Origin of the sequence: Brevibacillus panacihumi (genome assembly GCF_003710985.1) — a bacterium.
GTDB lineage: Bacteria > Bacillota > Bacilli > Brevibacillales > Brevibacillaceae > Brevibacillus > Brevibacillus panacihumi.
Genome location: NZ_RHHT01000003.1, coordinates 69,953 through 89,175, shown reverse-complemented (window position 1 = coordinate 89,175; position 19,223 = coordinate 69,953). Strand labels below are relative to the sequence as shown.

Here is a 19,223-nt window from a genome sequence, read left to right as displayed (position 1 = left end):
CAAATTGAATACTTATTATTCATTCGATCACCATCGAACATAGATTTTTTTCAAGTGTATCACAAAGCTTCCTGCGCTGTACAGAGGATCATTTTGATGAGCAAGTGATATAATTGTCAAAAGATTAGAAATCAATCGGTCGGGGGGAAGGTCATGGAATTCGATGCAATCGTGGTAGGAGCAGGGCTTGCTGGTCTGGTCGCAACAGCAGAAATCGCGGATGCCGGGAAAAAAGTATTGCTGTTGGATCAAGAACCGGAAGCCTCCATGGGTGGTCAGGCCTGGTGGTCCTTCGGGGGATTGTTCCTCGTCGATTCGCCTGAGCAGAGGCGGATGGGGATTAAAGATTCCAAAGAATTGGCCTGGCAGGACTGGCTGGGCGCCGCCGGATTTGACCGGGATGACGAGGATTATTGGGGGCGAAAATGGGCGGAAGCATACGTAGATTTCGCGGCTGGGGAGAAACGGGCCTGGCTGACTGCAATGGGCATCCGCTTTTTCCCCGTAGTCGGATGGGCAGAGCGCGGCGGTGGCCTGGCAGAGGGTCACGGGAATTCAGTACCCCGATTCCATATCGTATGGGGTACGGGTCCCGGCATCGTAGAGCCCTTCGAGCACCGAGTCCGTGAGCATAGGAGGAACGGCTTGGTTGAGTTTCGGCCGCGTCATCGTGTCGACCAGTTGATCACACAAAATGGTGTCGTAGTAGGCGTCAGCGGGTCCATTCTTGTCCCCAGCTCTGCCGCCCGCGGAGAAGCCAGCAGCCGAGAGGTTACGGGCAGCTTCGCGTATTATGCTCCGGCGGTGCTGGTATCAAGCGGCGGCATCGGCGGCAACCATGACCTCATTCGGCAAAATTGGCCAAGCCGGCTCGGACCGCCTCCCCAACGGATGCTGTCTGGTGTCCCGGCGCATGTGGACGGACGGATGCTCGCCATCACCGAGGAAGCAGGCGGAAGAATTGTAAACCGCGATCGGATGTGGCATTACACGGAAGGAATCAAGAACTGGGCTCCCATCTGGAACAAGCATGGAATTCGAATTCTTCCCGGACCATCCTCCCTTTGGCTGGATGCGCGCGGACAACGCTTGCAGCCCCCGAACTTTCCCGGGTTTGATACATTGGCTACCCTCGAAGCCATTCAAAAGACAGGCTACGACTACTCCTGGTTTATCCTGACGCAAAAAATCATTGAAAAGGAATTCGCCCTCTCCGGCTCCGAACAAAACCCTGATCTGACAGGGAAAAGCATCCGTCAAGTCATCGGCAGGGCTTTAAAAAGCGTCCCTGCCCCCGTAAAAGCCTTTATGGACAAGGGAGAAGATTTTATTATCGCAGACGGCTTGGCAGAACTGGTATCCGGCATGAATGAGCTCACTGGCGACCATTTATTGAATCCGGCCGACATCGAGCGGCAGATCAGAGCCAGAGACCGCGAAATCGACAACAAATTTACGAAGGACCACCAGATCACGGCGATACGAGGTGCACGCCATTACCTGGGAGATCGATTCATCCGTGTCGCCCAGCCGCATAAAATCCTCGACCCGAAAAACGGACCTCTCATCGCCGTTCGTCTGAATATCCTGAGCCGCAAAACCTTGGGAGGATTGCAAACGGATTTATCGGGAAGAGTGCTGAATTCCGCTGGAAATCCCGTTCCCGGGCTTTATGCTGCCGGAGAGGTTTGCGGATTTGGCGGCGGAGGCATCCACGGGTACCGTGCACTCGAGGGCACTTTTGTCGGCGGCTGCCTATTTACCGGACGTGTAGCAGGCAGGGCCATTGCGGCACAATCCTGAGAAACAAAAATGGAGCCTGTGCCACGCGGGGACAGGCTCCTTTCGCATAAGATCATGCAATTGCCTTACTGATTTTCGGTCAGACGCAGGAACTCGTCGATGTCGGCGACGGCCAGATCGACAGCTGCCTGCCAGAATTCCACTTTGGTCATATCCTCGCCGAGGTGTTTTTGCGCCAAATCCTCGACCCGCATCCGTCCCGTGTCCTGGAGCAAGGCATCGTATTTGGCGGCAAAGCTTTCGCCTTCCTGCAATGCCCGGGCGTAGACGCTCATGCTGAACAAATAGCCGAACGTGTACGGGAAGTTATAGAACGGGTACGAGGTGATGTAGAAGTGCAGCTTGGATGCCCAGAAATGCGGCTCATAATCCGCGAGAGCATCACCGTATGCTTCCCGCTGGGCTTCCAGCATCATCTGATCCAACTCCGCCGCGCGGACCAGCCCTTGCTTGCGTTTTTCATAGAAGTTTTTCTCGAACAGGAACCGCGCCTGGATGTTCATGAAGAACGCAACCACGGACTGCAGCTTGTCTTCCAGAAGCACCAGGCGCTCCTCGTCATTCGCTGCCTGCTTGACCCCGGCATCCGCCAAGATCATCTCGGCAAATGTGGAAGCTGTCTCCGCTACATTCATCGCGTAATTTTGCGCGAGCGGCGGCAGACCCCACATGACATGCTGGTGATAGGCGTGGCCCAGCTCATGAGCCAGTGTGGATACGTTGCTTGCGTTGCCTGCATAGGTCATGAAAATCCGGGATTGCTTGGACACCGGGAAGCTGGTGCAAAATCCGCCCGGACGCTTGCCGGGACGATCCTCTGCCTCGATCCATGCTTCATCGAAAGCTTTTTGGGCAAACTCAGCCATATTGGGATTGAATCGTCCGAAGTGCTCGACGATCATCGCAGCCGCTTCGTCATAAGGCACCTTTTTCGTCTGGCTGCCGACAGGAGCCCCGACATCGAACCAGCTCAGCTTCTCCAGGCCGAGCAGCTTGGCTTTTCGCTGCAAATAGGCGACGAGCTTGTCACGCCGGTTGTTGATGGCCTGCCACATCGCATCCAATGTGCTTTCCTGCATCCGTCCGATTTCGAGCGGCTCCCGCAAAATCTGATCCCAGCCGCGATGACGGTACAAGGCCAGGCGGAATCCGCCCAAATGGTTGAGAGCCAATGCGCACAAATCCGTTTCCCGTCCCCATGCCTCCAGCCACTTGGCGTATACCTTTTCCCGGACTTGACGATCTGGATGTCCGATCAGATTGGCTGCTTGCCCGACCGACAGCTGCTTCGTCTCGCCATCCAGCTCCACTTCAATCGTAATGCGCCCGACCACCGTATTGTACAGCTCTTGCCAGGCGTGATAGCCGTCTACAGCCAGGTCGCTTGCCAGCACTTCCTGTTCCGTCGGCAGCTTATCTTTCGCGCGGCGGCGGCGTTCATCGAGCGAAAAGGCGAGCGGTGACAGCTCCTCCTCTGCGAGCAATTGGCGCCAAGCGTCTTCCTCAATCGCCAGCAGCCGCTGTTCCCAAGCGCTTAATCCAGCAGATAAGGCTGCCGAAATGCTTTTAACCCGTCCGCCCAGCTGCTTCGCTGCCTCATCCTTTACATCTTGTGCGGTCAGGCAGGAGATAAACGCTCCCGCTTCCCTGATGCGCACAGACAAGCTCTGCACAGAAGAGACAGCCGCCAAAAATGTCTCCTTTTCTTCAAAAACGAGATCTGGGCGATCCAGCTCTCGCTTCCATTCCGAGATGTCAGCTTCCAAGCGGTCAAGAAAAGCAGCAAAAGCTTGCGATTCACTTCCTCCGGGAAACAGCACTTCCAGATCCCAACGCTGTGCGAGTTGTTGCGTCATGTCAATCCCCCCAGTTCATTCCACTTCAAATCTACGAAATTTTCTTGTACGTTCAAATAATTCTTTGCAAGCAAGCCAATTCCTGCCTGCAAATTACTCGGGTATTGTCTTGGTATCCCCGATTTCTTCCATCAGGATGCGCTTCCTTTGCTCGCCCGCCGCTTCCCGCAAGCGCTGGATCGGCTCATGGATCGGCTCTCTGGACAGAACGAACGTATTCCAATGAATCGGCACCATCCAATCGGCCCCGGTCTCCTCGAACATCTTCCACGCCTGCTCCGGCGTGCAATGAGCTTGCTGGTAGGAATCCGGACTGTACGCGCCAATCGGCATAAAGACAAGGTCAAATCTGCCAAATGTCGTTGGCAGGTCGGTCATCGGAATGTAGGCCGTATCGCCCGGATACAAGATGCGTACTCCGTTTTTCTCGATCACGTAGCCGTTGTAGCCATAATCCGTATTCCACGGAAAACGATTGCCCCAATGACGTACGGGAATGGCATGAATCGTCACATCCTTCGCCGTGTTCGTGCTTTGTCCCGGCTCCAGCTCTTCTATCATTCCGAATGGCAGCGCGTTGATCAGCCTTGCCGTGTTTTTTGCCGTAATGACATGCGTCTCGAGGCGGGCCAGCTTGCGCAAGGTGGGCAAATCCACATGATCCATATGCGCGTGCGACAACAGGATCAGATCGATTCCTGCCTCTTGCACCTCCTCTATCGTCAGGGCTGGCGGCGTAAATCGCTTGGGACCAACCTGCCCGAAGCCCGGGATGCGGACCCCGATTCCTTCACAAAGAACGGGATCGGTGATGATTTTGACCCCGAACAGATTGAGCAGGATGGTGGAATGTCCGATCCAGGAAAACGTAACCTCTGTATCTCGCCAATCGGAAGGGTTTGGTTTATGCTTCAGCTCCTGACGGGCAGCTTTCGGCCGGTTCGCCATATGCCGTCTATACATGTAGAGAACATACACTGCGAACAACAATGCGAAGAGCCCGATTACTCCCCCGGCCCAGGTTAAGAATGTCATCAGCATGGAGGAACTCCTTTATTTCAGTCTCAATGTTCATTATTATAGCAAGGAAAATGGTGGTTAAGCACGATCGAGTTAAGAAGGCCAAGTTCTGTTGACTTTGAGGAGCTGCGTGGTTTCTTCCATTGCGTTGTCACGGATACCTTTGAAAAGGAAGGTATCTCCCACTTGATTCATGACAGGGAGCAGGAAATCGAAGATAAATGCCATTATCTCCGAATGGATCTAGATACGAATGGAAGAGACAGATATTTTTATCTCGCACTCCATGACGGGAAAATAATCGGGACCGTTTTTGTTCATCCGAATTTTCAAGGACAGGGAGTTGCCAACGTGCTTGAATGGGACGGATCATATGATCTGGAAAGGAAGGGTTTCGGATCAGCCATTGCGGTTTGTCAGCCTAATAAACCGCCTTCCGTAGAAGGCGGTTCTCTTTAGCGCAGCTTTCGTATAAAAGCGGCAAGCCCGCTTGCATCATCGATGAAAAAATGCGGCAGATCCGCATATACCTCGTCCTGCCAATGGACAATGCCTGCCACGTTGGTCAGTTCCGGCAGCAGCTCCCGGTGTTCCGATTCCCGGATGAGCAAGAGCTTCGGATAAGCCTCCCGTTTGAATCCCTCCACCAGCACCAGTTCGACACCTGCCTGACCCATGCGGTCGATGAGAGAAGCCAGCGGTACGGGACGTTGTTCGATCCAGGCTGTCTTCGTCTGCGAGGTGATGGCGACCAGCGAAGCGCCTGCCTCGCGATAACGCCAGGTGTCTTTTCCCGGCTGGTCAATCTCAAAATCATGCCCGCCATCATGCTTGATCACCCCGACCCGCATGCCCTCCTGCTCCAGCAGCGGAATGAGCTTGGCCAACAAAGTCGTTTTGCCCGTGTTGGCGTATCCCACCACTTGCAACACAAGCGGTTTCTTGTGTTTGTCGGTCACGTCCTACACCTCTTCCCGCCAGCTTGGCTGAGCATGTACAATCACATCGACCAGCTCTCCAGCCTGCTTGCCTCGCCCCCCTGCCGGAATGACGATCAGGCATTCGCTGTTTTTGAGCGTCCCCAGATTGCCTGCTTTGTCGTTGAAATCAGGCTGTGCGATCAAGACGCCGTCTTTTTGCAGCAGTCTGCCGCGCAGATAGCGAGGGTGGGGACAGGGCTTCTCGTAGGAGCGGCCAAGCTTTGCCTTGATCGGATCAAGAGAGACCTGCCTTTTTCCTGCCAGACGCTGCAGAGCGGGACGGGCGAACAATTCATACCCGACAAAACAGGCTCCGGGATTGCCTGACAAGGCGAGGACCGGTCTGCCCGATATCAGCAAGCCTGTCGTGGGACTTCCCGGGCGCATGGCGATCCGATTGAACAAGAGCGTTACCTCCGGCTCATCTGCCAGGGAGGCGATGACATCGTAATCCCCTACCGATACTCCCCCGCTGCTGATCAACAGATCCACTTCGCGGACGTAGGCTGTCATTTTTTGCTTCGCTTCCGCCAAATCATCGGGAAGAACCGGAAACAGCACGGGAATCCCGCCTGCCTCGGTGATCAGAGCCGCCAGCATCGCTGTATTGCTGTTGCGGATTTTTCCCGGTGCAAGCGGTTCATGGACGGCGACGAGCTCGATCCCGGTGGAGAGCAGCCCGACTCGCGGCTTGCGGACGACACTCACCTGTGAATAGCCAAACGTCGCCAGTACGGCGATCGTCCCTGCATTGACGCGTTCGCCCGCACGAGCCACAACAGTCCCCTGCGCGATCTCCTCTCCGCGCCGGGAGAGATTTTCTCCGGGGCGCAGGGCGCGTTTGATCCCGACGACTTCGGAGTGGACTCCCGGATTTTCCGTCTGCTCGAACATGATGACCGCGTCTGCCCCGGCCGGCATCATCGCTCCGGTCATGATTCGCGTGGCACACCCCGTCTCGACCGGGAGGCGAGGCACCTGACCGGCGGCGACCGTCTCTACCACCCGCAAGTATACGGGCTGATCGACAGCTGCATGAACAGTGTCTGCGGCTTTCACGGCAAACCCGTCCAGTGGGGAGCGGTCAAAAGGCGGCATGTCGCAGGTGGCGATCACATCATGCGCCAAGATCCTTCCGTACGCCTCCCCGAGCTCTACCTGCTCCTCATCCAGCTTTTGCAGTCTTGCCAATAGCTCCTGCAAGGCTTCCTCCACCGTCTTCATCTGTCGTGAAAAACGCATCTGCTGCTCCTCCTTCTGTCTGTCACCAGGTCGTCCGTCCATTTCAACTGTCAGCCTACGTTCACATCCAGATCTTCAATTCGTTTTTCGACGTATTGGAGGTCTTTGTTGGCGTGAAACCTGTCGGCCTTCTCTATTTTAACCGCTGTATTGTATTCCGGAATTCCAGCGTACTTCTCGTACACGCCCTTGGGAATCAGCACGTTGCCCTCCGGCCAGTATACCTGGATATTCCCGCGTTTTGTTGCCTCATACTTGGCCCGTCCCTGGAAGGTTCCATGGGCGTTGTAGACGACCACATTTTCCCCATCCGCAATGCGCAGCTCGCGCGCATCGTCCGGGTGGATCAGCACATCGTAGCGGTCCGCATTGTTGAACGGGTCTGTCTTGCCGTACACCATCGAGTTGAACTGCTTGCCGCGACGCGTCGTCACGTAGAAATGTCCCTGCGGCTTTTTCAGGTCCGGTACTTCGATTGGCAGCAGATTAGCGCGGCCGTCCGCTGTCGGACAGATCCCGCCTTCGCATAGCCAGGCTCCGCCCCATTGGAAGACATCGCCGCGATTTTTCAAGTGCTGGATGCCGTCGTAGTTGGGATTTGCCTTGGCAATTTCATTGCGAATCTGTTGCGCATTGTCAAAATGCATCAGATGTTTTTTCTGCGGGTAGACGCGCGCTGCGAGATCGACATAGATCTGCCATTCCGCACGCGCCTCCTCAATCCGCGGCCCTTCCACCTCAGCGCTGAAGTAAACCATCCGCTCCGTGCTGGTAGAAGTGCCTCCACCCGGCTGCTCGTAGCGTGTCATCGCGGGAAGAATGATGACTTCCTCCCGGGCGTCAACCAGCGTAGAGGTATTGAAGATAATATCCTGGTGTACGCGCAGTTCGACGCTCTCCAGGCAAGTCTTGATGAAGTCTGGATTGGGCATCGTCTCCAGGAAGTTGCCCCCGCTGGTGTAGAAAAGCCTCGTCTTGCGCTCGTGTCCCTCCGGCAGCAAAGCATTTTCAATGCTGACGCCGACAATATCTCCCTGCCACTTCGGAATCGAAAAGCCCCACAGCTTCTCGATTCGATTCCAGCTTTTCTCGTCAAAATCACCGCCAGGCAAGCTGAAAGGATCTGCTCCCATCTCGCCCGAGCCTTGCACCCCGGAGTGCCCGCGAATCGGCATGACGCCGCAGTGCTTCCTGCCGATAAAACCGCGCAGAATCGCCAGGTTGGCTACCTGTGAGATGTTGTCCGTGCCAAAGCGATGCTGGGTCAATCCCATGCTCCAGACGAACACACCTGACCTGGAGCGTGCCAGCAGCAGAGCGAAGTCCTTCATCCGCTCCCGACTGAGACCGGAGGATTCCTCCAGCACCTTCCATTCCAGGCTTTTGACATGCGCTCTCAACTCTTTCAGCCCATTGGCGTGCTGGCTGACAAAATCGCGATCAATCGCCGATCCCGGCTTCTCGTCCTCCATCTCGAACCAGATCTTCATGACACCGTTCATAAATGCGATGTCTCCACCGATGTTTACCTGGTAAAACTCGTCCACGATCTTGGTTCCAAACATGGCGCTCTCCGGGATGGACGGGATCCAGTACTTCTCCATCGCAGGCTCCCTGTAGGGATTGATCAGGATGATTTTCGTCCCTGCCTTTTTGGCGGCATACATGTACTTGGTGGAGACAGGCTGGTTATTGGCAGGCACTGATCCCCAGAAGACGAGGACGTCGGTCCCGATCCAATCCTGATAATTGCAGCTGGACGCCCCAATCCCCAGCGAGCGCTTCAAGGCTGTCTTGCTCGGAGAATGGCAGATGCGGGACGCGTTGTCGATGTTGTTGGTGCCGAGAAAGCGGGCCATTTTCGCCGCTGTATAGTAGACTTCATTGGTGATTCCCCGCGAAGTGAGGAAGAAAGCGAGCTGTTTGGGGTTGATTCCTTTGATTTTGCTGGCGATGCGGTCCAGCGCCTCATTCCAGCCAAGTCGCGTAAACTTCTTTTCTCCCGGCTTGCGGGACAGCGGATATGGGATCCGTCCCAGCTGGCGAAGCTCCACGCTGGACATCTCGCGCAGCGCATCGACGTCCTCCAGCAATTTCGGCTCGATGGCGGGCATGGTGTTGAGCCGCAGTACATTGAGCCGCGTGGAGCACAGATGAGGTCCTGTCAACGTCTGGTCGTACAAGCCCGATACGCCGAGTGCGCACCCGTCGCAAACCCCTTGCGTCAAAATCCGATAGGCATATCCAAGATTATCCCGGTTCTCATACACGACCTTCATCGTATCGCGGATGTGGTGGGGCTTGATTTTGCCCATTCCCATCGGCATCCACGACGCCCATAGCGATGGCTTCCATGAAGTGTCCAGTTTGATCGGTCCTTGATGTCTCGTCTTTCCCATAACGCAACGCCCCTCTCCCCTGGCTTCTCTTCCACCCTTCTTCTCCTAAAGGTTCTAAGGCGACGAAAAAACCACCATGAGACGTCCCTTGTCCAAAGGATAAGAGTGCGTTCACGGTGGTTGCTACGGCAGGTTCGCTACCTAGTCTCCTCAGCGTGTCTGTCTGTGCGAAGCCCATTGTCTAACCGGTGAACAGGACCGCTGCTTCGTGTAGATTCTAGGGCTCATTCTTAAATTTCTTTTCAATGTCCCTATCAAACACGAAGATAGACATCCCAAAGTCGCGTTCAATGTCAATATCGAGGAATAATTCGACGAATTTTGCTCCAAGGAATTCTTCCATGTCTACTGGCTGATTGTTGCGGTACATTTCCTTGACCATCTCAGTCCGTGCCGCTCGCAGGGTCTGCTTTCCGTCTTCCCAAGTAGCAATGAACTTTTCCACCGGTGAGAGGTTGCCCTCCATTTCGCAAATAGCCCAGTTTTTGCAAAAGGTGGTATTGATCTTGCTTGGTCCCTTTCCCATATGACGCTTTCGGTACGCTCTGACCAGATTGCTAAATTCTGCTTCGTATTTATTCATCGCGGCAAGTCACCTTTACTTCTTCATTCTTATTATGACTTTACCATTGATCAACTCGCGAGTTCAACAGCGTTTTCGTTTCGTTTCGCTTCCTCTTGCAGTTTTTTGATATCCAGTCGGATGATCAGGGAGATCACTAGCGCTACCACGAACATGGCTGCGAAGATCGACAATGTGCCTGTGTAGCTGCTCGTTGTTTTGTGTACCCACGCCGCAAAGATCGGACCTGCCAGACCAGCCGCAGCCCAAGCCGTCAAGATGTACCCATGAATGGCACCCAGTTGCTTCGTGCCGAACAAGTCTCCGATGTATGCCGGGATCGAAGAGAAGCCCCCGCCGTAGCAAGTCATGATGATGAACATCGCCACCATGAACAGGATCGGATTGGTCAACGCAGGAAGCAGGAAGAACAGAACTGCCTGGATGATAAAGAATGCCGTATACGTATTAGGACGGCCGATATAGTCAGAGAAGGAAGCCCAGCCGATGCGGCCAGCACCGTTGAACAATCCATTCAGACCAACCATGAGAGCTGCAGTCGCGACAGACATCCCGACCATCTCCTGCGCCATTGGCGACGCTACGGAAATGACGGCAATCCCACAGGTTACGTTGATGAACAGCATCAGCCACAAGAGATAAAAGCGGCGTGTTTTCACTGCTTCGTTGGCAGTCAGTTGGCACAGATCTTTCTTGATTTGCTTTTTGCCCGCGTTCGCATCGGCAGAAAAGCCTGCCGGAACCCAATCTTTTGGAGGCGGAGCGAGGTATTGCGCAGAAGCGAACATCACAACAAAATAGATGATACCCAAAATGTAGAATGTATTCGCAATCCCTACGCTATCGATCAGCATATTCATAATCGGACTGGCAATCATCGACGCGAACCCGAAGCCCATGATCGCAAGCCCAGTCGCCAAACCGCGGCGGTCAGGGAACCATTTTACCAGTGTCGATACAGGTGTGATGTAGCCGACACCAAGCCCGATCCCGCCAAGGACCCCGTACGTGATGTACAGAAACGGCAGGCTTCCCATGCTGGTCGCCAGCCCGGCACCCACAATCCCGGTACCGAAGAAAATCGAAGCCAGAATACCCGCTTTTCTCGGGCCGTGTTTTTCTACGTAATGACCCAGGAACGCTGCAGACAATCCCAGGAACAGAATTGCGATGCTAAACGTAAACTGGATGTCTGGCAATTCCCAGCCAAATTGCTGCTGGATGGGTTTGGTGAATACGCTCCAGGCGTATACCGAACCGATGGAGAGGTGAATTCCCACCGCAGCCAAGGCAATCAGCCAACGGTTTTTCACTTTTTGCTCCATAAACATTCATCTCCTTGTATAAGTTCTAAGAGAAGCCTGTTACGGCTCTCTTGCAAAAAGAAAAACTGCTGAGTTCACCCTTCTTTTTTCCAAAGCAAAGGAAAAAAGTGAAAAGGGGTGAAACACAGCAGTTAATCATCAGCAGGAACGCTACCTCAGCATCAACAGACAAGTGTTATGTTGCCTATTCAATTCGGATTGGCCACAAAAGAACCGGCGACAGGAACGCTATCCCGCGTCAATTTGTGTCCAATAAGTGGGGAAATCATGAAAGTATTGTGACAATCCCAACCTTACATAGTATACTACCATGTAAGCGTTCACTCGACAATATTTCTTACTAAAAAAATTCTTTATCAAAATGGGAAGAACCCACTCAATACAGTGCTTTCCTGTGAGCAAGGAGGAAGACATGGCAGACCTGACCCATACAATCAGCAGACCCGTTCTCAAAATATCGACTGACCAGCACGCCTGGGAAGAGGATGAAATCGTTACGGAATATCCCCTGACCATCTTCTTGAACGACGAAGAGTTCGCCACCATCGTCTGCACTCCGGCGGATTTGGAAGAGATGGTAATCGGTTTTTTGGCTGCGGAGGGCGCGATCAAGCAATACGACGAGATCAAGCAGCTCACCATCGATGAAGCGCAAGGCTTCGCCTATGTGGACCTGCATCAGAAAACCCAATTGTCGCAGAGCTTTTTTTCCAAGCGGCGCATTACCTCCTGCTGCGGAAAAAGCAGGCAGTCTTTTTACTTTTTCAGCGATGCGCGCACAGCCAAGCCCGTGGAAGGCGCCACTACGATCACCCCTGCCCAAGGCATACGCCTGATGCAGGAGCTGCAATCCACATCAGAGATTCATCGCCAGACGGGGGGTGTCCATAACGCGGCGCTTTGCACACCAGACGGCCCTGTGCTGCAATACTCGGATATCGGACGCCATAACGCACTGGACAAAATATACGGGGAATGTCTGCGCAAAGGCATCTCCACGCAGGATAAAATTCTCGTCTTCAGCGGCCGCATTTCCTCGGAGGTCCTGCTAAAGGCAGCGAAGATCGGGGCGGGCATCATTCTGTCCAAATCCGCGCCTACGGAGCTCGCCTTGCAGTTGGCGGAAGAGTTGAATATTACGGCTGTTGGCTTTGTGCGCAACGGCAAAATGAATGTCTATACGCACGCGCAGCGGATTCAGCTGGATGAGCGGGAAACAGCCAATTAGCCACAAGGGGTGCTACGAGTGAACATTCGCTCTGTCAAAAGTTCCGACTATGACATCATCTCCCCCATCATCGACGAATGGTGGGGCGGCAGGCCAATGGCGGACAAGCTGCCGAAGCTGTTCTTTGTTCATTTCACAACGACCAGCTTCATCGCCGAGCTGGATGGCAAAATGGTCGGTTTTCTAATCGGTTTTTCATCTCCATCGCATGCGGATGAAGGGTACATCCACTTTGTCGGGGTTCATCCCGATTATCGCAAGCATCATATCGGCCGGGAGCTGTATCATCGTTTTTTTGCTGTCATGCGAGAGAACGGCAGGAGCATCGTGCGTGCGGTTACTTCCCCTGTCAACAAGGGCTCCATTGCGTATCATACGAAGATGGGTTTTGAAATCGAAAAAGGCGACAAAGAAGTGGACGGGATATCTGTCTTTGCTGACTACGACGGACCCAATCAGGACAGGGTCTTATTTGTGAAAACATTGCACGGAGACTACGGCGCTTAAGAAACAAGACGCTCAGATCGAAGATGATCGGAGCGTCTTTCTGTTTTTAGTTTACAGTTATCCCTTTCTGCGCCGCTGCTCCTCTTCTACTGCCGCTTGATACTCCTCTGGCGTATTGGCATTGAACACCGCCCACGGGTCCAGCAGACCTTCGGGAGTCGGATGGACACGCAACTCTGCCAGCGTCTGCATCAGGCGCAGCTCTCCTCGCTCCAAAGCAGTCTCAAAGCGGCTTTGAGTGCGCCGATGATACAGGGCCACGAGCGGATGAAGCCTGCCTTGCTCATGGGCCGCGATCACATCCCAATCCTCGACGCATTGAGCGTATCGGATCAGCCTTTCGATCTGTTCCCGGTCCATAAAGGGAAGGTCGCAGGACAGGACAAGCAGCGCTTCCTCCTGGCGAATGCGAAAAGCGGTGACCAGGCCGCTGACAGGACCGGCAGAGAGAACTGCGTCGGGGATAATGGTCACATCGCCTTTTTGCTTCACTTCCTCCGGCAGTCTCTCCCCGTGATTGGACACGATCAGACAGGGCAGCTGCGCAGCGGTCATTGCTTCCACCAGTTCAGAGAGCATGGTCCCTCCTCTCCAGGGGAGCAGTTCCTTGGGCGAACCCATGCGACGGCTGTTTCCACCTGCAAGAATGACACCGCCAATCGAAAAAATGCTCATCTTTTCCTCCAGGATGGTTGACATTTTCTGTACCTAGTTTATAATAAGTATAAACAAATAATAATTCTAAATAAGGAGAGAAACACTCATGGAAAAACAACTTTTTGAAGCCTTAAATAAACAAGTCGCCAACTGGACTGTTCTCTACACCAAACTGCACAACTATCACTGGTACGTGAAAGGCCCTCACTTCTTTACCTTGCATCCCAAATTCGAGGAATTCTACACAGAAGCCGCCGCACATATCGACGAGCTGGCCGAGCGCGTCTTGACTCTGGGCGGTCAACCTGTCGCTACTCTATCCGGCTGTTTGCAGGCTGCCAGCATTCAGGAGGCATCTGGCAAGGAAACAGCCGAGCAAATGGTTGAATCCATTGTACGCGACTTCGGCATCATGGTGGACGAGCTGAAGCTGGCGATGGAGATCGCCGAGCAAGCTGGTGATGAAGAAACCTACGATATGCTCTTGGCTATTCGGGCACAGCTGGAAAAACACAACTGGATGCTGAAAGCATTCCTGCAATAACAAACCAAAAAAGAAAGGGCGAAGCGGGAAACCTCACTTTGCCCTTTTTTTCTATTCTTTACAAGGAAAAGGTGAGCTTTCTTCCCGATTTCCCTACCTTCACCTCTGGAAGCAGCTTTAACGACTTTTGAATGCCGATGTACTCACTTGAAAATTCAACACCGTGCCGCTCTTTCAACTCTTCGCACAATTCCGCCAGCGACACCGGAGACATGCGCTCGCGCAAAATTTCCTTGATTTGATTTGCGACCTGCTGGTAATCATGCCGGATATGCGTCTTTCTCACCTTTACCTTTTGCAGCATCGCGCTTGGAATCTCCTCTGCGGAGGATGCGGCAGCCTCCTGGAAAAACTGGCCCGGATCTTCCCCATCCTCCGCATCCAATTCCCGAATCCGCGACAACACCTGCTTGATCTCGCCGCCAAGCTGCTTGTCCTGATCCACATATTGCCTGCGCAACGCCATTCGTTGTTCCAATAATGCCTGTAATGTCATCTGCAACGCTTTTCGCTCATTAAACATTGCGTTGTTCCCCTTTATTATTCAGAATACTTCTTTCATCATAATACATAAGACGGCTCTGTTTCCACTTTCTCCTATCAAATATCTCCGTCTTTTTCAAGGTCAACGCAGCATGGTCAGGAGCATCCACTGCTCCAGGGCAGCGGCTGTCTGCTGCCACTGGTCCTGCGCCGAAATAATCGCCGGATAATCCCCTTTTTGCATCCCGTAACTGCCGAACTGGGAGTGGTTTCCTCCCTCTATACTCATATAGACCGCCTGGGTGGGAAGGAAGCTTTTGCCGGCTTCGAATTTCTGTTGATTAACGATGCCATCCCGCGTCCCAAGCAAGGACAGGACCGGGAGCTTCGTCAGGCTGAGATCGCCGCGCTTGTCCGGATAAGCAGCGAGAAAAAACACACCGCTGAACCGGTCCGGATGAAGCGCGGCATAGCGAGCAGCCATCGCGCCCCCCATCGAATGCCCTCCAATGACAAAGGGCTGATCAGGAAAGTTTTTCAATAATTCATCCGCACGCTGTATGTCAGTGACTGCCAGATTGAACGGCATTCGGGCGATAAAGACGCGATGACCGTATCCCGCGAGCAGGCGGGCAAGCGGCGCATAACTCTCAGGCGTGACTCTCGCTCCCGGGTACAAAATCACGGAAGGATCAAAAGATCGGCCCCCTTCAAAAACAACCCACTCTCCGTAGTCCGTCACAGTGATGCCTTCTCCTCCCTGCATCGCCTTCAATGCCGTCTCATTTGGCGGAAACGGACGCAGGAACCAGATCGCCGTACAGGCAGCAATCAACAACAACAGGAAAAGCCCTCTTTTGAATCTGCGCCTTCTGTCACTCATCGTCAACCCTCCCTCTATCCTGTTGCACGTTTTCTTAGTATGCCTCTATTTTCCTCGTCCTTTCAGGAAGTTTAACGGTCCTTGACGTCTTGCTTTCACAATAGTAGTATTTAATCATACTACTACTGTGAAATGAGGGGTTTGCCCATGATCGAACATCTGAAGCTACTCGGTCTGTCCGATTTGGAGGCACGCTGCTATCTAGCCTTGCACGATGAAGCAGGCATCTCGGGATATGAAGTAGCCAAGCGCGTCTCCGTCTCCCGGACCAACGTGTATGCCGCACTTCGTTCCTTGCTGGAAAAGGGAATCATCCGGCAAACCGAGGCTGATCCCGTCCTCTATGATGCCGTCCCGATCCAAGAGGTGGTTCGCTATTTGCAAAGCTCGTTTGATCTGACTGCCAAAACATTGATCAAGGAGCTCTCCGCTCCGCCGCGCAGCAACCCGTCCTTTTACAACTGGCAGGGAGCCGACGCCTTGCAGACTGCGCTGCACCGCATGATCGCCAACGCCCGGGAAATGGTGATCGCCGACTTTTTTGCGGAGGATGTACCCGTAGTAGAGCAAGCCTTGCTGCAAGCGGAAGAGCGCGGTGTCACAGTCGTCCTGATCTCTTTGGGCGAGGTGGCGACCCGGCTTACCCAATTATTCGTGCACAAGCGCGGAGACGATTGGCCAGATGCCGAGGCCCGGAAATTCTCGCTCCTGTGCGACTCGCAGACGGCCATGCTCGGGAGCTTTGGCGGCGCGATCAAGCCTGCTGCCCTGGAGACGACACATCCCGCCGTCGTAGCCATGCTGAAAAATGCTTTCTATCACGACATGCTGATGCAGAGAATCGAAGCCGATTTCAAAGACGAGCTGACAGAGAAATACGGCGAGCACTACGAAAAGCTCCTACACCATTTTGTACATGAGAAAGGATGGAAACTGTGATGAACGGAACAGAATTGCGTTTTTGCGAGGAACTCATTCGTCGGGTGGGAAAAGAGCTGCTGCGGCACTTCCATACCTTCGATCCCTGCGCGACTACTGCGGAAATGACGGAGCGCTTCCAGCATGTGAACGATGCGGCGCAAGACCAGCTGCGAATGGCCCTGGCACAGCATTTTCCCGATTACGCCTGGTCCGATGCCGAATTCGACGTCTCCATGCAACAGCAGCCAGAGTTTGAACAGCCATACTGGGTTGCTGATCCGATCGATGGGGCGGTCCATTTTCTAAATGGCGTCACGATGTGGGCGAGTACACTCTGCCTGGTGAAAAACGGAAAGGCGGTCGTCTCCTTCATCTACGATCCTTGCCGAGACGAGCTGTTTACTGCATGCGCAGGTCAAGGTGCGTGGAGAAATGGCGAAAGGATACACGCAAGCAAAAAAACCGACCTCTCGCAGTCGATAGCCGGGACCTTGTACGCCTCTTCTTTTCCGATGAATGAGGAGATTGGCAAGCAGACGGCAGAATCCGTCTCTCGTGTGATGCCGGAAGTATTTGCGACACGCGTACTGGGAGCGGGTTCCCTGCAATTGGCTTACGTAGCTTGCGGTCGGCTGGACGGATACTGGGAATACGGGACAGGTCTCTACGATTGGCTGGCAGGTTCTCTTTTGGTGCAAGAGGCTGGCGGACGGGTCACGGCGGCTTCAGGAGAGGAATTCGGCTGGAGCTCCGCAGGAATTCTGGCTTCAGGGACATCCCTTCATCCCCAGTTGCTCAAGCTGATAGCGGCTTGAGGCTAATCATTCCCCCTTGCAAAAAAGGGAGAAGCGCTTTTTCTACGCTTCTCCCTTCTCTTTTTGCCTCTCTCGAAACCGGCGCACTTTCATGAGATTCCCGCACGCCTTGTCATCACACCAGCGGCGCACCCGGTTGCGGCTCTCATCAAAAAAGACCCACTGACAATCCCGGTTGTCGCATATTTTCAGCCTCCGACGATCCTGATGAACCAGCAGATCGGCAAAAGACTCCGCAATCCTTCCCATGACGTTGTCCCAGCCCCCTGCCGCACTTACCTGCTCCAGCCGATAATCCTGTTCTGCTAGGGACAGGCGCAGATGTGACGGCGACAAAGCCAGGACTTGATTCAGCGCATCCAAATCCTTTACAGAGATGGCCTTGCCCTCGACCACAGCTTCGACCATCTGCCGCAGCAAATGGCGCAAGGAGAGCAACGATGCAAGCTCCGATTGCGGGGCAGGCAGCGGCGCGGTCAGATTCCATTTATGCAGAAAAGCTTCCATCCATTCGGTTTTCTCCAAACGATTTTCCGAACGGCCGGAGCCGCGCCAATCTCTCCAATCACTATTTAAAAAGTCTACACAGAGCCACTCCACTCACATTCCTCCATTTGTCCAATGCAAAAAAACGTATCTGTATCTTGCATGATATACCAACATATGGTACATTCCAACTTGTAACCAACAAATTAATTTACGTTGGTTACAGGTGCAACTTAAATAAGCTTGAATAGACGAGGAGGATTCGCATGGATGTGAAAGAGTTGTTGCTGCAGGAGTGGAGATGGACGTATGACGAGGAGGACTGGTATCCGCCTTTGCGTGCTGCCTTAACTGGCGTAGATGCGAAGGAAGCAAGCTGGAGGGCAGACGGAGCGGCAGCCAATACCATCTGGGAGACCGTCAGCCATCTGCTGTACTACAAAGAACGCTTCCTCCATCGTCTGTCGGGCACAGAATTTGTCTCCGATGCGCAGAGCAATGAAGATACCTTTATCCCGCAGGGAAGCAGCGACGACGAAGAAGCCTGGAAACGAACCGTCCAGCGTCTGGAAGAAGTTCATCATCTCCTCTATGAAAAACTGCGCTCCCTGACCATGGAGGAGCTTCAGCAGCCCTTGCCTCAGGTCTCGGTACAGCAAAGCGCCATGAGCCTGGTGATGCACGATGCTTTTCACACCGGTCAAATCGTGCAATTGCGCAAGCTCCGGGGAACCTGGCCCGCGCAACGTTCCTGATTTTTTTGCAGGACATGAACCCCACTCTCGCGAATATTCCTATCAATTCGGATCCAAATTTTGCTAGGAGGCGATCGTATGTCGAGGGTGGTACTATTTGAAATGAACAGCCAGGACCCGGAGCGGGCATCATCTTTTTATTCTTCTGTCTTTGGCTGGCAGGTGGCAGCGCCGAATTGGGGCTATCGGGAGGTGGCGACAGGCTCTGACAACCAGCCGGGAATCAATGGCGGGATTTCGCTGGGGCCAGCTGATTATCCCCATGGCACGCGGGTTGTGATTGAAGTGGAATCGATTGATGAAACCATCAAGGCAGCGGTTGAAAACGGCGCGCAAATCGTACGCGATAAAATGGAGTTCGATGCCTTCTATCTCGCGTATCTCGTGGATCCGGTAGGACTTGGCATCGGTTTGATCCAACATAAATAGGACAAAATACTTGATTTCGATCAAATTTTTACTATACTTGATGAGTAACATAATCTCATACATGTTATCCTCATCTTTCACGATGAGGATAGAGGTCGCGGCTTTTATAGGAATCTGTACGAGATACAAAAGATATCGAGGACTACAGAAGAGGGAAAAGCTGCCGAAGCCCGCACTGCATCTTTTGTGCAAACGGGCTGGGGCTGTACTCGAAAGGGACAGAACTGTCACGTTGGCGAGCCTGCGCTGACGTGTTGTGCTATCTTCCGTGAAGGCTTGGTGGGGATTGAATATACCGCTCTTGGCC

The 19,223-nt window shown here is 53.5% G+C and carries 19 protein-coding genes and 1 riboswitch; of the genes, 8 read left to right on the top strand and 11 right to left on the bottom strand.

Annotated features, from left to right (window positions below; all coding sequences use genetic code 11):
• Nucleotides 1-153: 153 nt before the first annotated feature.
• Nucleotides 154-1,803 (top strand): FAD-binding dehydrogenase, encoded by a 1,650-nt coding sequence (locus EDM58_RS03230; RefSeq protein WP_122912062.1) that lies wholly within the window; start codon nucleotides 154-156, stop codon nucleotides 1,801-1,803.
• Between the two features lie 65 nt (nucleotides 1,804-1,868).
• On the opposite strand, the gene EDM58_RS03225 is transcribed toward EDM58_RS03230, so the two are convergent.
• From EDM58_RS03225 to EDM58_RS03190, 7 genes are all read right to left on the bottom strand, one after another.
• Complete coding sequence (locus tag EDM58_RS03225) at nucleotides 1,869-3,659, bottom strand: M3 family oligoendopeptidase (protein WP_122912061.1); 1,791 nt, start codon at nucleotides 3,657-3,659, stop codon at nucleotides 1,869-1,871.
• Nucleotides 3,660-3,752: 93 nt separating this feature from the next.
• A complete protein-coding gene (locus EDM58_RS03220; protein WP_183187401.1) occupies nucleotides 3,753-4,700 on the bottom strand; it encodes an MBL fold metallo-hydrolase in 948 nt (315 codons plus the stop codon).
• A 434-nt stretch (nucleotides 4,701-5,134) separates the two neighbouring features.
• Entirely contained in the window at nucleotides 5,135-5,638 is a 504-nt protein-coding gene (gene mobB, locus EDM58_RS03210; protein WP_183187400.1) for a molybdopterin-guanine dinucleotide biosynthesis protein B, read from the bottom strand.
• A gap of 3 nt (nucleotides 5,639-5,641) precedes the next feature.
• Nucleotides 5,642-6,901, bottom strand: coding sequence for a molybdopterin molybdotransferase MoeA (locus EDM58_RS03205; protein ID WP_122912059.1), 1,260 nt, complete (start codon nucleotides 6,899-6,901; stop codon nucleotides 5,642-5,644).
• A gap of 50 nt (nucleotides 6,902-6,951) precedes the next feature.
• On the bottom strand, nucleotides 6,952-9,300 hold the full coding sequence (locus EDM58_RS03200) for an FdhF/YdeP family oxidoreductase (protein ID WP_122912058.1): 2,349 nt from the start codon (nucleotides 9,298-9,300) through the stop codon (nucleotides 6,952-6,954).
• Nucleotides 9,301-9,517: 217 nt separating this feature from the next.
• Nucleotides 9,518-9,883: a Na-translocating system protein MpsC family protein gene (locus tag EDM58_RS03195; protein ID WP_023556055.1), complete on the bottom strand. Its 366-nt coding sequence runs from the start codon at nucleotides 9,881-9,883 to the stop codon at nucleotides 9,518-9,520.
• Between the two features lie 50 nt (nucleotides 9,884-9,933).
• Nucleotides 9,934-11,208, bottom strand: coding sequence for an L-lactate MFS transporter (locus tag EDM58_RS03190; RefSeq protein ID WP_023556056.1), 1,275 nt, complete (start codon nucleotides 11,206-11,208; stop codon nucleotides 9,934-9,936).
• Between the two features lie 412 nt (nucleotides 11,209-11,620).
• Here EDM58_RS03190 and fdhD point away from each other — a divergent pair, with 412 nt between their 5' ends.
• Complete coding sequence (fdhD, locus tag EDM58_RS03185) at nucleotides 11,621-12,436, top strand: formate dehydrogenase accessory sulfurtransferase FdhD (protein WP_122912057.1); 816 nt, start codon at nucleotides 11,621-11,623, stop codon at nucleotides 12,434-12,436.
• A gap of 18 nt (nucleotides 12,437-12,454) precedes the next feature.
• Nucleotides 12,455-12,943: a GNAT family N-acetyltransferase gene (locus EDM58_RS03175; protein WP_122912056.1), complete on the top strand. Its 489-nt coding sequence runs from the start codon at nucleotides 12,455-12,457 to the stop codon at nucleotides 12,941-12,943.
• Nucleotides 12,944-13,000: 57 nt separating this feature from the next.
• Here EDM58_RS03175 and mobA read toward each other — a convergent pair whose 3' ends face one another.
• The gene (gene mobA / locus EDM58_RS03170; protein ID WP_122912055.1) at nucleotides 13,001-13,618 is read right to left on the bottom strand and encodes a molybdenum cofactor guanylyltransferase; all 618 of its coding nucleotides are present in this window, start codon (nucleotides 13,616-13,618) and stop codon (nucleotides 13,001-13,003) included.
• 88 nt (nucleotides 13,619-13,706) lie between these two features.
• On the opposite strand from mobA, the gene EDM58_RS03165 reads away from it, so the two are divergent.
• Nucleotides 13,707-14,144: a Dps family protein gene (locus tag EDM58_RS03165; RefSeq protein ID WP_122912054.1), complete on the top strand. Its 438-nt coding sequence runs from the start codon at nucleotides 13,707-13,709 to the stop codon at nucleotides 14,142-14,144.
• A gap of 58 nt (nucleotides 14,145-14,202) precedes the next feature.
• Here the strand turns inward: EDM58_RS03165 and EDM58_RS03160 are convergent, their stop codons facing one another.
• Together EDM58_RS03160 and EDM58_RS03155 are read right to left on the bottom strand one after the other, a co-directional pair.
• Nucleotides 14,203-14,667, bottom strand: a complete 465-nt coding sequence (locus EDM58_RS03160) for a hypothetical protein (protein WP_122912053.1) — start codon at nucleotides 14,665-14,667, stop codon at nucleotides 14,203-14,205.
• Nucleotides 14,668-14,769: 102 nt separating this feature from the next.
• Nucleotides 14,770-15,510, bottom strand: a complete 741-nt coding sequence (locus tag EDM58_RS03155) for an alpha/beta fold hydrolase (RefSeq protein ID WP_122912052.1) — start codon at nucleotides 15,508-15,510, stop codon at nucleotides 14,770-14,772.
• 147 nt (nucleotides 15,511-15,657) lie between these two features.
• On the opposite strand from EDM58_RS03155, the gene EDM58_RS03150 reads away from it, so the two are divergent.
• Nucleotides 15,658-16,449 (top strand): TrmB family transcriptional regulator, encoded by a 792-nt coding sequence (locus EDM58_RS03150; RefSeq protein ID WP_122912051.1) that lies wholly within the window; start codon nucleotides 15,658-15,660, stop codon nucleotides 16,447-16,449.
• Nucleotides 16,449-17,246, top strand: coding sequence for an inositol monophosphatase family protein (locus EDM58_RS03145; RefSeq protein ID WP_183187399.1), 798 nt, complete (start codon nucleotides 16,449-16,451; stop codon nucleotides 17,244-17,246). Before EDM58_RS03150 ends, EDM58_RS03145 begins: the two co-directional genes overlap by 1 nt.
• A gap of 42 nt (nucleotides 17,247-17,288) precedes the next feature.
• On the opposite strand, the gene EDM58_RS03140 is transcribed toward EDM58_RS03145, so the two are convergent.
• On the bottom strand, nucleotides 17,289-17,846 hold the full coding sequence (locus tag EDM58_RS03140) for a CGNR zinc finger domain-containing protein (protein ID WP_122912049.1): 558 nt from the start codon (nucleotides 17,844-17,846) through the stop codon (nucleotides 17,289-17,291).
• Nucleotides 17,847-17,998: 152 nt separating this feature from the next.
• Between EDM58_RS03140 and EDM58_RS03135 the strand changes: the two genes are divergently transcribed.
• Together EDM58_RS03135 and EDM58_RS03130 are read left to right on the top strand one after the other, a co-directional pair.
• Nucleotides 17,999-18,487: a DinB family protein gene (locus EDM58_RS03135; protein WP_122912048.1), complete on the top strand. Its 489-nt coding sequence runs from the start codon at nucleotides 17,999-18,001 to the stop codon at nucleotides 18,485-18,487.
• A gap of 78 nt (nucleotides 18,488-18,565) precedes the next feature.
• A complete protein-coding gene (locus EDM58_RS03130; protein WP_023556068.1) occupies nucleotides 18,566-18,916 on the top strand; it encodes a VOC family protein in 351 nt (116 codons plus the stop codon).
• A gap of 81 nt (nucleotides 18,917-18,997) precedes the next feature.
• A riboswitch (Lysine riboswitch) is annotated at nucleotides 18,998-19,186 on the top strand.
• Nucleotides 19,187-19,223: the final 37 nt, after the last annotated feature.

Coding starts and splice junctions, on each gene's coding strand:
- EDM58_RS03195 (WP_023556055.1), bottom strand. CDS start 9,883: ATGAATAAATACGAAGCAGAATTTAGCAATCTGGTCAGAGCGTACCGA.
- EDM58_RS03200 (WP_122912058.1), bottom strand. CDS start 9,300: ATGGGAAAGACGAGACATCAAGGACCGATCAAACTGGACACTTCATGG.
- mobA (WP_122912055.1), bottom strand. CDS start 13,618: ATGAGCATTTTTTCGATTGGCGGTGTCATTCTTGCAGGTGGAAACAGC.
- EDM58_RS03190 (WP_023556056.1), bottom strand. CDS start 11,208: ATGGAGCAAAAAGTGAAAAACCGTTGGCTGATTGCCTTGGCTGCGGTG.
- EDM58_RS03160 (WP_122912053.1), bottom strand. CDS start 14,667: ATGTTTAATGAGCGAAAAGCGTTGCAGATGACATTACAGGCATTATTG.
- EDM58_RS03165 (WP_122912054.1), top strand. CDS start 13,707: ATGGAAAAACAACTTTTTGAAGCCTTAAATAAACAAGTCGCCAACTGG.
- EDM58_RS03155 (WP_122912052.1), bottom strand. CDS start 15,510: ATGAGTGACAGAAGGCGCAGATTCAAAAGAGGGCTTTTCCTGTTGTTG.
- EDM58_RS03145 (WP_183187399.1), top strand. CDS start 16,449: ATGAACGGAACAGAATTGCGTTTTTGCGAGGAACTCATTCGTCGGGTG.
- EDM58_RS03150 (WP_122912051.1), top strand. CDS start 15,658: ATGATCGAACATCTGAAGCTACTCGGTCTGTCCGATTTGGAGGCACGC.
- fdhD (WP_122912057.1), top strand. CDS start 11,621: ATGGCAGACCTGACCCATACAATCAGCAGACCCGTTCTCAAAATATCG.
- EDM58_RS03220 (WP_183187401.1), bottom strand. CDS start 4,700: ATGCTGATGACATTCTTAACCTGGGCCGGGGGAGTAATCGGGCTCTTC.
- EDM58_RS03205 (WP_122912059.1), bottom strand. CDS start 6,901: ATGCGTTTTTCACGACAGATGAAGACGGTGGAGGAAGCCTTGCAGGAG.
- EDM58_RS03230 (WP_122912062.1), top strand. CDS start 154: ATGGAATTCGATGCAATCGTGGTAGGAGCAGGGCTTGCTGGTCTGGTC.
- EDM58_RS03130 (WP_023556068.1), top strand. CDS start 18,566: ATGTCGAGGGTGGTACTATTTGAAATGAACAGCCAGGACCCGGAGCGG.
- EDM58_RS03135 (WP_122912048.1), top strand. CDS start 17,999: ATGGATGTGAAAGAGTTGTTGCTGCAGGAGTGGAGATGGACGTATGAC.
- EDM58_RS03225 (WP_122912061.1), bottom strand. CDS start 3,659: ATGACGCAACAACTCGCACAGCGTTGGGATCTGGAAGTGCTGTTTCCC.